Annotated in this window: 18 protein-coding genes, 1 tRNA gene and 1 pseudogene; 15 read left to right on the top strand and 5 right to left on the bottom strand. The window is 33.5% G+C overall.

The genetic code is table 11. The features are described from left to right. Positions 1–97: 97 nt before the first annotated feature. From IRZ99_RS13885 to IRZ99_RS13865, 5 genes are all read right to left on the bottom strand, one after another. Positions 98–1,216 carry a VWA domain-containing protein gene (locus tag IRZ99_RS13885; protein ID WP_194657835.1) on the bottom strand — a complete coding sequence of 373 codons (1,119 nt, stop codon included), beginning with the start codon at positions 1,214–1,216 and terminating at the stop codon, positions 98–100. 106 nt (positions 1,217–1,322) lie between these two features. Then, on the bottom strand, positions 1,323–1,721 hold the full coding sequence (locus IRZ99_RS13880; RefSeq protein ID WP_228519089.1) for a YchJ family protein: 399 nt from the start codon (positions 1,719–1,721) through the stop codon (positions 1,323–1,325). Next, complete coding sequence (locus tag IRZ99_RS13875; protein ID WP_194657834.1) at positions 1,693–1,926, bottom strand: hypothetical protein; 234 nt, start codon at positions 1,924–1,926, stop codon at positions 1,693–1,695. Before IRZ99_RS13875 ends, IRZ99_RS13880 begins: the two co-directional genes overlap by 29 nt. Before the next feature lie 47 nt (positions 1,927–1,973). Then, positions 1,974–2,132, bottom strand: a complete 159-nt coding sequence (locus IRZ99_RS13870) for a hypothetical protein (RefSeq protein ID WP_194657833.1) — start codon at positions 2,130–2,132, stop codon at positions 1,974–1,976. Further along, on the bottom strand, positions 2,132–2,671 hold the full coding sequence (locus IRZ99_RS13865) for a hypothetical protein (RefSeq protein ID WP_194657832.1): 540 nt from the start codon (positions 2,669–2,671) through the stop codon (positions 2,132–2,134). Before IRZ99_RS13865 ends, IRZ99_RS13870 begins: the two co-directional genes overlap by 1 nt. Before the next feature lie 86 nt (positions 2,672–2,757). Between IRZ99_RS13865 and IRZ99_RS13860 the strand changes: the two genes are divergently transcribed. The 15 genes and pseudogenes from IRZ99_RS13860 (at position 2,758) to IRZ99_RS21300 (ending at position 15,934) form a co-directional block, all read left to right on the top strand. Next, positions 2,758–3,009, top strand: a complete 252-nt coding sequence (locus IRZ99_RS13860; protein ID WP_194657831.1) for a hypothetical protein — start codon at positions 2,758–2,760, stop codon at positions 3,007–3,009. Positions 3,010–3,373: 364 nt separating this feature from the next. Beyond that, positions 3,374–3,814, top strand: coding sequence for a KTSC domain-containing protein (locus tag IRZ99_RS13855; RefSeq protein WP_072973585.1), 441 nt, complete (start codon positions 3,374–3,376; stop codon positions 3,812–3,814). A 257-nt stretch (positions 3,815–4,071) separates the two neighbouring features. Next, positions 4,072–4,833, top strand: coding sequence for a DUF4369 domain-containing protein (locus IRZ99_RS13850; protein ID WP_194657830.1), 762 nt, complete (start codon positions 4,072–4,074; stop codon positions 4,831–4,833). 18 nt (positions 4,834–4,851) lie between these two features. Further along, positions 4,852–5,238, top strand: a pseudogene (locus tag IRZ99_RS21305) (peroxiredoxin family protein); the annotation flags it as partial. Positions 5,239–5,811: 573 nt separating this feature from the next. Then, positions 5,812–5,892: transfer RNA gene (locus IRZ99_RS13840), tRNA-Tyr, on the top strand. 285 nt (positions 5,893–6,177) lie between these two features. Next, on the top strand, positions 6,178–7,308 hold the full coding sequence (locus tag IRZ99_RS13835) for an NAD(P)/FAD-dependent oxidoreductase (RefSeq protein ID WP_194657829.1): 1,131 nt from the start codon (positions 6,178–6,180) through the stop codon (positions 7,306–7,308). Continuing rightward, a complete protein-coding gene (locus tag IRZ99_RS13830) occupies positions 7,309–8,022 on the top strand; it encodes a methyltransferase domain-containing protein (RefSeq protein WP_194657828.1) in 714 nt (237 codons plus the stop codon). Next, a complete protein-coding gene (locus IRZ99_RS13825) occupies positions 8,019–9,071 on the top strand; it encodes a type III polyketide synthase (RefSeq protein ID WP_194657827.1) in 1,053 nt (350 codons plus the stop codon). Before IRZ99_RS13830 ends, IRZ99_RS13825 begins: the two co-directional genes overlap by 4 nt. Positions 9,072–9,089: 18 nt before the next feature. Continuing rightward, on the top strand, positions 9,090–9,527 hold the full coding sequence (locus tag IRZ99_RS13820) for a 3-hydroxyacyl-ACP dehydratase FabZ family protein (RefSeq protein ID WP_194657826.1): 438 nt from the start codon (positions 9,090–9,092) through the stop codon (positions 9,525–9,527). Beyond that, positions 9,524–10,798 (top strand): beta-ketoacyl synthase, encoded by a 1,275-nt coding sequence (locus IRZ99_RS13815; protein WP_194657825.1) that lies wholly within the window; start codon positions 9,524–9,526, stop codon positions 10,796–10,798. Before IRZ99_RS13820 ends, IRZ99_RS13815 begins: the two co-directional genes overlap by 4 nt. Before the next feature lie 4 nt (positions 10,799–10,802). Beyond that, positions 10,803–11,057, top strand: coding sequence for an acyl carrier protein (locus IRZ99_RS13810; protein WP_194657824.1), 255 nt, complete (start codon positions 10,803–10,805; stop codon positions 11,055–11,057). Further along, the gene (locus tag IRZ99_RS13805; protein WP_194657823.1) at positions 11,054–11,572 is read left to right on the top strand and encodes a 4'-phosphopantetheinyl transferase superfamily protein; all 519 of its coding nucleotides are present in this window, start codon (positions 11,054–11,056) and stop codon (positions 11,570–11,572) included. The genes IRZ99_RS13810 and IRZ99_RS13805 overlap by 4 nt, the downstream gene beginning before the upstream one ends. A gap of 487 nt (positions 11,573–12,059) precedes the next feature. Further along, on the top strand, positions 12,060–14,858 hold the full coding sequence (locus IRZ99_RS13800) for an outer membrane beta-barrel family protein (protein ID WP_194657822.1): 2,799 nt from the start codon (positions 12,060–12,062) through the stop codon (positions 14,856–14,858). Positions 14,859–14,862: 4 nt separating this feature from the next. Continuing rightward, positions 14,863–15,645 (top strand): GLPGLI family protein, encoded by a 783-nt coding sequence (locus IRZ99_RS13795; protein ID WP_194657821.1) that lies wholly within the window; start codon positions 14,863–14,865, stop codon positions 15,643–15,645. Between the two features lie 106 nt (positions 15,646–15,751). Then, complete coding sequence (locus tag IRZ99_RS21300; protein WP_194657943.1) at positions 15,752–15,934, top strand: hypothetical protein; 183 nt, start codon at positions 15,752–15,754, stop codon at positions 15,932–15,934. Positions 15,935–16,243 lie beyond the last annotated feature (309 nt).

Below are 16,243 nucleotides of genomic sequence, written 5' to 3'. Positions count from 1 at the left end.
TTTAGTATTTTGTAAAAATGCATAGCTGTGCGTCTCTACGATATTCGTTGTATGTAAATCTTAGCACCTTAAAATCTTAGTATCTTAGAACCTAAAATTAGCGAACGCGTTTTTTCCTATTCGTTTCATAATCTTCAAAAATCATTTCGCCCAAACCTTTCAATCCGGTATAAAATGCTTTTCCCTGATTGGCTTCTGTAAAATGATTCACAAAACGCTGTAAATACGGATCATTTGCAATCATAAAAGTCGTAATCGGAATGTGTAATTTTCTGGCTTGCTGTGCCTGGGTATAACATTTGTCCACGATGTATTCGTCAAGTCCGTTACTGTTCATATAATAGGACCCGTCGCGTTCACGAACGCAGCTTGGTTTTCCATCGGTAATCATAAAAATCTGTTTGTTGGTATTTCGTTTTCTTCGCAAAATATCCATTGCCAATTGAAGCCCAGCAACCGTATTGGTGTGATATGGCCCAACTTGCAAATAAGGCAAATCCTTAATAGGAATCGTCCAGGCATCATTTCCGAAAACTAAAATATCAAGCGTGTCTTTAGGATAACGTGTTGTGATTAATTCCGCCAACGCCATTGCCACTTTTTTCGCAGGCGTAATTCGGTCTTCACCGTACAAAATCATACTGTGACTGATGTCAATCATCAAAACCGTACTCATTTGAGCTTTGTATTGCGTTTCTTCGACAACCAAATCATTTTCGGTCAGCATGAAACTTTCTACACCATTATTGATTTGTGCGTTACGCAAACTTTCAGTTAAAGCGATTCGCTCTAAACCATCTCCAAAATTAAATTCACGGAATTCGCCAGTATGTTCATCTCCGTTTCCGGCATGTTTCGTTTTATGATTTCCGTTTCCGGAGCGCTTTAAGTTACCAAAAATCTGATCTAAGGCTTGTTGTCTGATGGCGCGTTCTGTTTTAGCAGTAATTCCAAAACCAGCTGTGCCATCAGGTTTAGCTTCGTCTTTTATGTAACCTTTCTTTTTTAAATCTTCAATAAAATCATCGATCGTGTAGTTCTCGTCCGTCAGTTTATATTCCTTATCTAGTTCCCGAAGCCAGTCTACAGCTTCATCAAAATCGCCCGAAGTATGGGTGATAAGCTCTTTGAAAATACCAAAAAGTTTTTCAAACGGAGACTGAAATGGGGCTTCGTACGACTTAAAATAAAAACCTTTTTTAAATTCGTTTTTCATAGTTCTAAAATTACAGCTTTTTAGAATTACGAAAAAAGAAACGTTTATTAATTTTTAGTTAAAATATCGAGGTGAAAGCAGTTGAAATCGAGACAAATTCTGTCAATTATTCAAACTTTCCGTCAACATAATACCAGGAACCCTTTTCAAATTTGAATGTAGAAAATTCATAATGAATTTGAGGTTTACTATTTAAATCCATAAAATAGGCTTTAAACTCCACTGTTTCATCTGAAGAACTTAAAATCTCTAATTTTTGCCATTTATTTGAAGTCGCCCATTTTAAAATTTCAGCTTTTGAATAATAAGCTCTTTCTGAAATATGAGTTGTTTGCATAAGATAATCGGCATTATGAGTTGCATAAGCCGAATATCTTGAACGCATTAAAGCCAATGCAGTTGATGCTTTCTGATTTTTTTGAAGATATAATCCACAACAATCATCAAACCATAAACCAGTATCGCAAAAACACTTTTTATTCTCCATCAACTGCTTCTTCTCCATTTATCTTCACATGCAACTGATTCAATAAAACCTGATATCTGCTGATTTCTCTTAATTCTTCATCTTCTTCAGCATGATCCAGCATTTCATCTAAAACATCACTTACATCAAGTAATTTGTTGTTGGCTTCTCTGTCTTGTTTTGCAGCGATCAAATCAATTATTTCCTGCACACTTACTTTTAAATCGTCGAATTTACTATTCATATTTTGTTTGTTTCAGGTTTAAAGTTTTAAGTTTTTTTTTAGTTTGTTTACAACTTAAACTCTTTACTCTTATTATCTTCGTTAAACTTTTTTACAATTTCTTTCAGCTTTTCCTTGCGTGCAACTTCAGCCTGTTTCTTTTTATTCTGGGCTTTGTGCAATTTGTCATTGTGTGCTTTGATGTTCTTTTCGTTGTTGCGTCCCATTATATTTCTCTTTTAATTTCTTCTAAAGTTTTCTCGGTATAAATCAATTCTGTTATAATCCTTTCTCTCAAAATATCAATATCTTCATCAAAATGTTTTGCCCAGGAAGTCAGCTGCTGCAGGTTTCTGATTTGTTTGATCCGCTTTGTTGTTTCAAAACTCGTTCTCAGAATCGCTTTTTTATCATAGTCCAAATTATTTTTATGCTGATAGAGTACTGTGTTCTTTTCAAAATCAGCTTCAATATAATATAGTTTTTCTTCGGCATTATCCGGATGGAATTCGCTCCAGGCGGCAAAACCAATTTTTGTTTTCGAAGGCGTTTCCGGTTCCCTTGCAATCAAACGCCATTTACTATTGGCTAATCTTCCCCAATGATTCGAAACTCTGTACATTCCCGCTTCACTATAATAATAGGTACTTCCAGCTTTACTTTCGAATTGTTTTTTTAAGCCTTCAATTGCATCTGGAAGCACTTCATGAAAAACACAAAAAGTATTTTTAAATGAATTTGGATGTGGCTTAAAGTTTTTTTGCATATGCAAATATACTCAGATTGTCGCGAACTCCCTAAAACAAACATTAAATGCTTAACTTTGCTGCATCAATTTTAAATTTAAAAGTTATGTCTAAGGATTCACAAGAAAAAATGCCCCAAAAAGGAGTTTATACCGGTATCATCGAAAAAGATGAAAACAACAATTATTTTTGTGGGGAATATCTTTTAGATTACAAAATAGCACATTCAAATTTTAATCTTGGAGACTGGGTTACCATTAAATCTGTAATCGAGAACCCAAGCGATATTAGTTATGATAAATATCCAAAGAAATCTAAAAACTTTGATAAGGCAAATCATAAATCGGAGAATAAATAAAAATTGTTTCAGGTTTCAGGTTTCAGGTTTGAAATAAGAATAGAGCAGCTTTGACATTTTACCGCAAAGTTCCCGAAGGTTTACACAAAGTTCGCAAAGCTTATAGCCATAGCTTTGCGAACTTTGCGGTTTACTAAAGACTGTATGATTAAAAAAACTTTGCGCACTTGCGGAATTATCCTTTATCAATTCACCATAACATTCTAACGTTTAACATCTAACTTCTAACATTTTACATATTTTCATAATATTTTTTGCCTTAAAACTAAAAAGTTAAAAAAAAGTGTACCTTTGCAAAAAATTTGTCGTTTTGAAGTAAAAAACACTCATTTCAAACTAATAGACAATAAGTTACCTTTTATTTATGAAAAAAATAGTTGAATACCGCAAGTTACTAAACGTAGACAAAACTGCTGAGTTAAAAGATTTGAAAACCATTTATCGTAATGCGATGAAAGAAGCTCATCCTGATAAATTTCAAGGTGATGATGCTGGTTTAAAAGCAGCCGAAGAAAAAAGTAAAGCGATTATTGAGGCTTATCACTTTTTGGTAAGTATTAATCCTGAAACGATTAAAGCAAATTTACCAGAATATACTGAAACGATTTCAACTTGTTCAATTACAGATTATAAATTTGTTGAAGGTCGTTTAATTATCGATTTCTCTAATGGAAGTGTTTACGAATACATTAGTGTTCCTAAAGCAACTTACGTGAAAATGGTTAACGCTGATTCTCCTGGAAGATTCGCAAAAAGACACATTTTGAACTCTTTCACATGGAGAAAGAAAACAAATCAAGAATAGTTTTACGCTAAAATACACCTAAAAGCACTCTGTCTACAGAGTGCTTTTTTTATGCTTAAAAATCAGAAAATTGCTTAGTTTGAGTTTAAATAAGCATAAAATTAAGAGTTTTAAATCAATTAAATCCAGTAAACATCCTGAAAACATGACAGTTGAAGCTAAAAAAACTATAACAAAATTTTAGGTTACAAAATTCTTTATGTTTTATATTTTTAGATACTTTTGTTGCACAAATCAATTAACTAATTAATTTTATAATGAAAAAAATATTTTTTTTACTTACCGCTTCAGTTGCGATAATGTCATGCAGCAAAGTTAAAGACGGAGAATACCTTATTACAGGAACTGCAAAAGGAATCGCAAACGGAAAAACAATCATTCTTCAAGGACAGGATCCAACAACAAAAATGAATGTTGCTCTTGATACAGTAAAAGTTGAAAACGAAAAATTTGAAATAAAAGGAAAAGTAACTGAACCAGCTTTTCATACTTTAATTCTTCAGGATGCAAATGGACCAATTCCTTTCATCTTAGAAACTGGTGAAATTACAGTTGCAATTGATAAAGACAGTATTCACAAAACTAAAATTGCAGGTACTTACAGCAATGATGAGTATGTAAAATTTAATGATGAGCTACAAAAAACTCAAAAGAGATTAATCGATTTTCAGAAAAATAACACTCAGAAAATGCAACAAGCTCAACAAGCTCAAGATACAGCAACTATCAATGGTTTGATGAAACAATACATGACTATTCAAACTGAAGTTCAGGCAGATTCTAAAAAGAAATATGTTGCTTACGCTGAAAGTCACCCAAAATCTTTTATCTCTGTATTGATCGTTAAGGGAATGTCTGAAGATCCTACAGCAGATACTAAGAAAATTGAAAGCTTATACAACTCATTAGATGAGTCGTTAAAAAATACTACTCCTGGAAAAGAAGCAAAATCTAAAATAGGTCAAGCAAAAATGCCTGCGGTTGGTGCAACAGCTCCTCCAGTTGGCAGCGCTAAATGAAGATCAGACTTTTCTGCTCCAAATCCTGAAGGCAAAGTAGTTTCACTTAAGGAAAGCTTAGGAAAAGTAACTATTGTTGATTTTTGGGCTTCATGGTGTGGACCATGCAGAAAAGAAAATCCGAATGTTGTAGCTATTTATAAAGAATTACACGCTAAAGGATTAAATATAATTGGAGTTTCTTTAGACAAAGAAGCTGGCAAGTGGAAAGAAGCAATCAAAAAAGATGGTTTAACCTGGACACATGTTTCGAACCTAAAATTTTGGGACGAACCAATTGCTGCACAATATGGAGTTCAATCAATACCGGCAACTTTTATTCTTGATGCATCAGGAAAAGTAGTTGCTCAGGACTTAAGAGGTCCTGAATTAAGAGCGAAAATTTTAGAGCTTTTAGCCAAATAAGAACATATACTCAGCATAATAAAAAAATCTCCCTGGTGGAGATTTTTTTGTTTTTATTAATACCTGCCTATGAATTGTAAATTAATTAAAACAACTTAAATGAATGTTGTTACTTCTTAAAAGAAATTCACTCTAAAGGATTAAATAACGTCCGCCTACAGCAAGATAAACAAACTAGCACAAAGAAATCACTATTAAAAAAGATTGTTTAATCTGGACGTGCATTTTTAGAATCTATATTTTTTAGAAGAACAAATTACTACTAAATTTCAAATTGAATTAATTTCTGGTAATTTTTGTACGGGATACATCAGGAAAAAAACACTAATTTGAGACTTATGAATTCGTAAATTATGAGCAAAAACAGTCCTCCTTTTCGACAAATAAGGAGAACATTCCGTTTGAATCAAAAAAAAATCTCTAATTGAGACTTTTTTATTTTATTCAATACCAACAACTTAAAAATTAATTGAAAAATAACTTAAAATTAAGTGCGATTTTAGTTTGTAAACATCAAAAACGTTTATATATTTGCAACCGCTTAGAACAACAAAGCGCATCAATGCTGAGATCGGGGAGATACTCAAGCGGCCAACGAGGGCAGACTGTAAATCTGCTGTGTGAACTTCGCAGGTTCGAATCCTGCTCTCCCCACGGAAAGGCCAAAAAGGCGAAAAACTTAAAGTTTTCAATCTTTTCAAAAAGCCTCAAAAAACGTGGTAAAGCCTGCAAATCGTAAGATTCGCAGGTTTTTTTCTTTTATACTGCTTTTCAAATTTTTTAAAACCGCTCAAAAGTTTTGTGGCACATTCGGTGCACAATTCGATGTGGAGTGGATACCTTTTTTGCCACAAAAACTTAAGGCTGCTTTAAGAAGGTGAGAAAGAAAAGATTAACAACTTGATTGGAATCCTGAAATTTTATCACTAAATTGGTGATATGGAAACAAATTCAGATGTCTTGATTATTGGTGGCGGACTTGCTGGTTTGACAGCGGCTATTCATCTATCCCAAAAGAATTTGAAAGTAACCCTAATCGAAAAATCTTCTTATCCGCGACATAAAGTTTGTGGAGAATATATTTCGAATGAGATTTTACCTTATCTCAGATCGCTTGGCATCAATGTTTCTGAACTTAATCCCACAAAAATCTCTAAGTTTGAATTTAGCACCAATAGCGGAAAAACGGCAAAGGCACAACTTCCGCTCGGCGGATTTGGTATCAGTCGATATGCACTTGATGATTTTTTGTATCAAAAGGCAATATCATCGGTCAATTGTACCATAATTAAAGAAAATGTTACTGATGTATCTTTCAACAATGATATCTTCAATGTTACGACTGTAAATCAAATTGTAACGGCTAAAATAGTACTGGGTGCTTTTGGGAAACGCTCCAATGTCGATCAACTTTTAGATCGTAATTTCTTCCATAAAAAATCGCCATGGCTGGCAGTTAAAGCCCATTATTCTGGTAATTTAGATACTAATCTTGTAGCACTGCACAATTTTAACGGAGGTTATTGTGGCGTTTCCAAGGTTGAAAATAACATTATAAATATTTGTTATCTGGCCGATTACGCTACTTTCAAGCAATATAAAAATATTGAGGATTATCAGCAGAATGTGCTTTATAAAAACAAACATCTTAAATCTGTTTTTGAAAACAGTACACTTCTTTTTGATAAACCACTTACCATAAGTCAGATTTCGTTTGAAAAAAAACAACCTGTAGAAAATCATATGATAATGATTGGCGATACAGCCGGTCTTATACACCCGCTTTGTGGCAACGGAATGGCGATGGCAATACATAGTGCGAAAATAGCATCAGAATTAATCTTAGCGTTTTATGTTGATAAAAGTATTTCCAGAGATCAATTAGAAAGAAATTATAAAAAAGAATGGAATAAACATTTTGGAAAAAGAATATTTATGGGCAGAATTCTGGCTCGAATCTTAACCAACAAAACAATAACCAATATGCTCATTTCAGTAGTAGTATCATTTCCTAAAATGCTTCCTGAGATAATTAAAAAAACTCACGGTAAACCTATAGCAATCACTTAAATGGCCGTAAAAACCAAATACAGAACACAGGAAGCCGAGATAATGGACGATTTTTCGCTGCAGGGAGAAGAACTCAGAGAGGCACTCGATCAAATTGCCCGTATCAATCAATTGCTTGGTGGTAATAAGGTAATTCTGCAGGGAATAAAACAATTACTAAAACATGCTCATCCTGCGAAAGCTATTTCTATAGTCGATATAGGCTGCGGTAATGGAGATATGCTTCGTATGCTGGCAAAATTTGGCAAAAAAAACAAACTTACTTTTCAGCTTACCGGTATTGATGCCAATGAGTTTACTATCAATTATGCCAAAAAATTATCACAAGAATACTCCAATATCGAATATAGATGTGTGGATATTTTTAGCGAAGATTTTACAGCTATGAAATATGATATTATTTTATGTACCCTGACGCTTCACCATTTTAGCAACGAGCAGATATTAAAAATAATTAGTATCTTTAGTAATAATGCTGAAACCGGCGTCATTATCAACGATTTGCATCGAAGTAAAACTGCCTACAGGCTTTTTAAACTGATCTGTATTGTTTTTAATCTGAACACCATGTCACGGGAAGATGGGCTGATTTCTATCCTGAGAGGATTTAGAAAAAAAGAACTCGTTGAATTCTCTAAAAAACTAAATTTTAAAAACTATACCATAAGCTGGAAATGGGCTTTTCGCTACCAGTGGATAATTACAAAAAAATGAGTGTAAAAATAATAACGGTTGCCAGGCAACTTCCAAAATATTCACGTGCAACGGCTGATATACTTCCAATGCTGGATGGATGGCTGCATGAACAAGATGATCGTTTTATAAAAAAAGTTAAAAAGATTTTTGAAGGCGCTGCAGTAGACAAACGGTATTCAATAATGGATCCGGAACAAGTTTTTACCGCAACATCATTTGAAGAGAAAAACGATATTTATACGCGTGAAGTCATTATTTTAGGCGAACAGGTGCTACAAAAAGCACTCGAAAAAGCAGATTGGGATCCGCTGACTTTGGATTATATCATTACGGTGAGCTGTACCGGAATTATGATTCCTTCCCTGGACGCTTACCTCATCAATAAAATGAAATTGAGACAGGACATTGTACGTCTTCCGGTTACCGAAATGGGCTGCGCAGCTGGAATATCGGGTATTATATACGCGAAGAACTTTCTGAAAGCGAATCCCGGAAAACGTGCAGCGGTTATCGCTGTGGAGTCTCCAACGGCGACATTTCAGCTTGATGATTTTTCGATGCCTAATATTGTAAGCGCCGCCATTTTTGGAGATGGAGCCGCCTGTTGTTTATTATCTTCCCACAAAGAAGATCAAGGCCCCGAAATAGTGAATGAAGAAATGTATCATTTTTATGAGGCAGAACACATGATGGGTTTTAAACTCACCAACAGCGGACTGCAAATGGTATTGGATATAGAAGTTCCGGACACGATCGCCTCTCATTTTGGAGATATTATACATCCATTTCTACAAAAAAACAAATTAGAAATAAAAGACATTGACTACATGATTTTTCATCCGGGTGGAAAAAAGATCATTACTACCGTTGAAGCACTTTTTTCAGGATTAGGAAAAAATATTGATGATACCAAAGAAGTGCTGAAACAATACGGCAATATGTCGAGTGCTACGGTATTGTATGTTTTAGAACAAATTATGGATAGAAATCCGAAAGTGGGAGAAAAAGGTTTAATGCTGAGTTTTGGTCCTGGATTTTCAGCACAAAGAGTTTTATTACAATGGTAATTATTTAGAAAAAAAAACATGGAACTGACTAATATTTTAACAAAACTGCCTTATAGCAAACCTTTTTTGTTTGTAAATGAATTACTTCACGTAGACGAAAATAGTATTAGCGGCACCTATACGTATAGCGAAGAGCTGGATTTTTACAAAGGTCATTTTAAAGATAATCCGGTAACTCCGGGCGTAATCCTGACCGAAACGATGGCTCAGATTGGCTTGGTTTGTCTCGGCATCCATCTTCTGGGCGATACTTTTACTAAAGATACTGTAATCGCTTTTACCTCTGCCGATGTGCAGTTTTTAAAACCCGTTTATCCTAACGAAAAAATAACCGTTAATTCTCAAAAAACATTTTTCAGGTTTGGAAAATTGAAGTGTGATGTAATTATGAAAAACGAAGCCGGACAAGAAGTTTGCAAAGGTATTTTGGCTGGCATGATGACCAATAAATTATGAGTAAGCGAGTTGTAATAACAGGATTGGGCGTCGTCGCTCCAAACGGAGTTGGTATTGCAGCCTTTAGTCACGCCATAAAAAACGGAATATCAGGAATTCGGCATAATGAACAACTACAGGAATTACAGTTTTCCTGCCAGATAGCGGGTAAACCTCAAATTTCTGAAGAACTTAAAGCTGAGTATTTTACTGAGCTGGAACTTCGCGGTTTTAACAGCACCGGTATTTTGTATGGCGTTATTGCAGGAATAGAAGCCTGGAGAAATGCCGCGTTACCAATCGAAATAAACGACGAACCAGACTGGGACAGCGGAACTATTTTTGGATCCGGAACATCCGGCATAGATAAATTCCGCGAAAGCATTTATAAAATTGACGAATTACAAACTCGCAGATTAGGCAGTACCGTTGTGGCACAAACGATGAATAGCGGTGTCAGCGCTTATCTGGGAGGAAAATTGGGCCTCGGTAATCAGGTTACCACCAATTCGTCTGCCTGCGCAACAGGAACCGAAGCTATTATGATGGCTTATGATCGCATACAGGCTGGACAGGCAAAACGAATATTAGCAGGAAGTACAGGCGACAGCGGCCCTTACATTTGGGCAGGATTTGATGCGCTTCGTGTCTGCAGTTCAAAATACAACGATAATCCGGAGCAAGGTTCAAGACCTATGAGTGCTTCAGCTGCAGGCTTCGTGCCAGGAAGTGGTGCCGGGGCTTTGGTTATAGAAGATTTAGAAAGTGCTATAGAACGTGGCGCAACGATTTATGCTGAAATCTTAGGAGGAAGTGTTAACTCGGGCGGACAACGTGGTAATGGCAGTATGACGGCACCCAACAGCACAGCCGTGCAACGCTGTATTACAAACGCAATTTCTAATTCGGGTATTTCAGCTGATCAAATTGATGCTATAAATGGACATCTAACAGCAACCATAAAAGACAGCCTTGAAATTGAAAACTGGACAAAAGCACTTAATAGAAGGGAAAATAATTTTCCATATATCAATTCTTTAAAAAACATGACCGGTCATTGCTTAAGCGCTGCCGGAAGTATCGAAAGCGTAGCAACCGTTTTGCAGCTTCATGAAGGTTTCATATTTGGAAATACAAATTGTGAGGATCTTCATCCCGAAATTAGCATTCTTATAGATCCTTCAAAAGTACCTTTAAAAACAATTGATAGTAACCCCAATATTATTGCCAAAGCAAGTTTTGGTTTTGGTGATGTAAATGCCTGCATAATTTTTAAAAAATTTCAAAAATAATAGTATGAACAAAGAAGAACTTATTGCCAAATTAAAACTGATCATAAAGCCTTACACTACTAATACAGAAGCATATGACAACCTTACCGAGGATACTGATTTTATTAACGATCTAAGTATTAATTCGGCTAACCTAGTAGACATTGTTCTTGATATTGAAGAAGCTTTTGATGTTGTAATTGACAATAGTGATATGGAACGCATGCTTGATGTTAAAACGGCTGTCGAAATTATTGAAACTAAACTAGCTCAAAAATGATTGGCAATGACGTGATTGATATTCTGCAATCCCGCAAAGAAAGTAATTGGCGGCGTAAGGGGCTTATCGAAAAAATATTCACCCTTGACGAGCAATTGCTTATTGCAAGCGCTACAGATCCCGAAATCATGGTTTGGATACTATGGAGCATGAAAGAAGCTGCATATAAAGTGTACAACCGTCAGACAAAAATAAGGGAATATATACCCCTAAAGCTGGTTTGCTCTTTAGTATCGCAAAACAACAATAGCATTAAAGGAAGTGTCATTTGTTCCGGTAAAACCTTCCACACTAGCACTATTCTATCTCAGGATTATATTCATACTATTGCGGTTAGTCATTTTGAGGATTTGAATAAAATAATAGAAATTGAAGAAGAAGTTACCTCAAAAGACAAGAATGGCCATCCGTATTTATTCAATCCTTTTCAAAATAGGATTCAGTATGTTTCTGTGAGCAATCACGGCCGGTTTCAAAAAGTGGTAACCATTAGCAACTCTCCTACCTGCAATTAAGAAATTCTCCTCCTATTATTACAGACTTTATTTACTCTGAATATTTTATTTGGAGCGATTCATCATTTGTTTTCCTTTCTATATTTTAAAATCGGCTTAACATTGAAAGATACTTAAAAAAAAAACATGCTTGTTAATGTAAATAATTAATCATGACAATAAAAGTAAAGTCTTTTTTAATATTGTAGTATTTTTATTTACTTTTGACCTATATTCACATTTAACTGTTATAGTAAAGATCACTAAATAAAATCGTTAAAATTTACACCGCTAACAACCAAAACCTCACAAAAAAAATATGAATTTCATAAAATCAAGTCACTCTACTTCAGTAAATCTGTATCAAAAGCTACTATTTCAATTACTATAGAATCTACAACCTTAACTTCCTCAAAAAACAAATCACACAACAAATGCATTTTATTTCTATTACTCAAAAAATAGAATAGAACAATAATGCCTTTTTTCAAAAAACCACAAACAATTAATGAGACAAACAATTCTAGTGTTATGTTGCTTTCTTTTTTTATCAAATACTTTACAGGCACAAATATCAGGCACAGTTAAAGGATATGTAACAGATACCATAAACAATTCTACTTTAACGAAAGCATCAGTCTCTTTGTTAAGAGCACAAGATTCCATTTTAGTAAAATTTACGCGAGCCAAAGAAAATGGTTATTTTGAGTTTAATAATATTAAATCCGGTAAATTTATTTTACTAGTTTCTTATCCCAAATATGCTGATTTTGTAGATCAATTTTCTGTTGATTCCACAAAGTTAATCAAAGATTATGGTAAAATTAATTTGGCTGATAAAGGAAGATTACTATCCGAAATAATTATAAAAGGCAATAGAGCCTCCATGAAAATCAAAGGAGATACGTTAGAATTTGATCCAAAAGCATTTAAAATAGAACCTAATGCAAAAGTGGAAGATCTGATAAAACAATTCCCGGGAATACAAATTGATAAAGATGGAAAAATTACCGCTCAAGGCGAAGCCGTAACCAAAGTTTTGGTTGATGGTGAAGAATTTTTTGGTGATGATCCTACTTTAGTTACAAAAAATCTGCGTGCAGACATGGTCGATAAAGTACAATTGTACGACAAAAAAAGTGATCAGGCCGCTTTTACAGGAATTGATGATGGTCAGAAAACCAAAACACTAAATGTTAAACTTAAAGAAGACAAAAAAAATGGTCATTTCGGTAAAGTAGAACTCGGAGGAGGAACTGATAATTTTTACAAAGGTCAAGCCATGTTTAATAAGTTTTGGGATAAGAAAAAATTAGCAGCTTACGGCATTTTAGGTAATACCGGACAAGTAGGATTAGGATGGGGAGATAAAGATAAATATGGCCAAAGCAGTTATCAGGTAACTGATGACGGCGGTATTAATTTTTCAAACAATGGAAATGATGAATTTGAAAGTTGGGATGGACAATTTAATGGTGAAGGAATTCCAGTAGCTCAAACTGGCGGAATACATTTTGACAATAAATGGAACAACGATAAAGAATCTATCAATGCAAATTATAAAATTGGTGATATCAAACTTTCAGGAAGTCGTAATGATATTAACCAGCAAAATTTAAGTTCAAGCAGCATTTATAATACTTCAGACAAGAGTTTTGAAAAAAACATGACTAAAAATAAACTTGATCTGGCATATGAAATTAAAATTGACACTACTTTAACTTTAAAATTAAATGTAGATGCATTATTTAAAAACAGTAATTCAAGTGAAGCAGAAATGCGAAAAGGTACTGACGAACAAGGTAACCAATTGAATAATTTGAAACAGACCACTACAAACGATGTTGATGATAAAGCATTTAATATAAATACTTTATTAACCAAAAGACTTAAAAAAACGGGTCGAACAATATCACTAAATCTAAACCAATCAAGTACAGATAGTAAAAGTGACGGTTATTTAAATTCTAGAGCTGAATTTTTTACAGCATCCGTAATTAGTCCGGATAGCACCAAAGTAGTCGATCAAAACAAGGTCAATAATATTAGCAATACAGCTTTTAAATCAAATTTAATCTATACCGAACCCTTATCCAAAAGTCTATCTGTAATTCTTAATTATGGCTTCAACCTAAGTAACGGAAAAGCTGATCGTAAATCTTTTAATCAATCTCCAAACGGCGATTATACTGTTTTGGATTCTATCTTTAGTAATAATTATGAATTAGACCAAACGATAAACCAACTTGGAGCGATTTTTAATTACAAAAAAAATAAAACTGTTTTTTCTTTTGGTTCTAAATTTAGCGGTGTAAACTTTAAACAATATGATGTTTATACAGATAGTACTTTTAAGCAAAAATTTATCAACTACATGCCTCAGATAAACTATCAATATAATTTTAAACAAAGAGAATCATTGCGTTTGTCGTATAACGGAAACACTGATCAGCCGACACTAGATCAAATACAACCGATACGAAATAATCAAAATCAATTGAATACAGTTGTGGGTAATCCAAATTTAGATCCTTCTTTTAGAAATAATTTTAGAGGAAATTATTATTCGTATAAAGTACTTACCAATCAATATTTTTCGGTTAATGGATCGTATAATTTTACGCTAAATCCAATAATAAGTAATGTGGTTACAAATGACAGAGGAGAAAGTATATCAAAATTTGTAAACCTAAAAGACAAAGCTACAACAAGTTATTACTTGAATGGTAATTTTGGCAAAACAATCAAAGCCATAGACATGACAGCAGGAATTGGTTTAAGCGCCAACAAAAATGTAAACTATAATTACATCAATACAAAACTGAATCAAACTAAAAATTCAAGTTATTCTTTGAATTTAAACTTATCAAAGTATAAAGAAAAAAAATACAATTTTAATACCAGCTTCGGACCTGTTTACAACGTTGCTGATGCAAGCATCAACGAAAATAGTGATAGTAATGGTTGGGGTTTTAATGGAAATTTCTGGACCAGTGTAGAATTACCTTTCAAACTAGAAATTAGCACAGATGGTAATTATCAATATAATGGAAAAACGCAAGTGATTCAGGAAACTTTTGAACGTTTTATTTGGAATGCATCTATCACCAAAAAATTCTTCAAAACCGATAATTTAAGAGTTTCTATAACGGGAAGAGATCTTTTGAACCAAAATGTAGGATTTAATCGTTCGGCGTATAATGGAAATATCAACCAAAGTACTTATACCACTATCCAAAGATACTTTATGTTCTCTGTAAGCTGGGATTTCAGCAAAATGGGCGGAGGAGAAATTAAACAAAACTAACACCATGAAAACAATAATAAATCGCATCCTAATTTTAATAATTGTATTGACAAGCTGCAATACTTTTGCACAAAATGAACACTTTGTACAAAATGGCGTAATCGAATTTGAGAAAAAATCGAATATGTATGCTTTGATTACAAAAAAAATAAAAGGAGAAACTGATAGTTATTATCAAGCTGCTTTTGAAAGTTATAAAAAAAACAATCCACAATTTAAAACTACAAAAAGTATTCTCAGTTTCTCAAAAAACAAGAGTTTATACAAATGGGATGAAACAAATCAATCAGCAAGCAATAATTGGATTGCTGACGATGCAATGGCTAATTTAAAAAATGTTATCGCCACAGATCTTGATACTCAAACCAGTATTACACAAAAAAATGTTTATGATGATTTATACTTAGTTAAAGACAGTTTACGCAAAATTGATTGGAAAATTACCGATGAAACCAGAGAAATTGCGGGTTATGAATGCCGCAGAGCAAATGCTATAATTATCGATTCTGTTTATGTTGTTGCTTATTACACAATTCAAATTCCATTCTCAGGAGGCCCTGAATCTTTTACAGGCTTACCCGGAACAATTTTAGGATTGGCCATGCCACACGAAAATATGACATGGTTTGCTACAAAAGTTACAGAAATTCCAGTTTCTGACAAAGATTTAGCTCCACCAATTAAAGGCAAACCAACTGACAATAAAGGACTAAACAAAATACTTTTGGATGCTTTGAAAGATTGGGGAAAATGGGCAAAAAAAACATTACAAGCCTACTCTTTATAACTTGCTCTTAAAACTTATTCCTTACTCAAAGACTAATATAAATGGCTCCTGAGATTTCCAAAATATATCAATGAAGCCAGTAGCAATATAAAAATCAAATAATTGCATTTATCAAAATAAATATAAAACAAGAGAGCAGACAAAAAAATCAACTTTTGAGTACATCGAAAATTTTTATTATTCTCAGAGAAAGGCATTTACCCCTTGGGAATTTAAAAAAAGAAAAAAAACAACCATAAGGTTGTTTTTTTTTTATACGATACTTACTATAAATATAAATCATCTGTAAATGTGAGGTGGAATTAATAACCGCCAACAGGTCTGATACAGCATTAATATTTATTCTATTTTATTTTTTTTATAAGTTCAAAATCTAAGATCCGTAAATATGAAACATTATCTTATTTCTGATCCTAATCTAATTCTTCCTTAAATGGGCCTTATTAAGAATAAAACACCTTAAAAAAATGAGTTCGTTAAAGCTATCAGCTTCCTTAATCTAATGATTATTTTAGTTAAAAAATGATATTTTTATAAGTTTTTTCCAGTACCAAGCGAGATAGTTTTATATGAAAAATCCGTAAAAAAGTTCCATAAA

The organism is Flavobacterium sp. LC2016-12, assembly GCF_015351595.1.
Classification (GTDB): domain Bacteria; phylum Bacteroidota; class Bacteroidia; order Flavobacteriales; family Flavobacteriaceae; genus Flavobacterium.
This window is presented reverse-complemented; position numbering and strand designations above follow the sequence as displayed.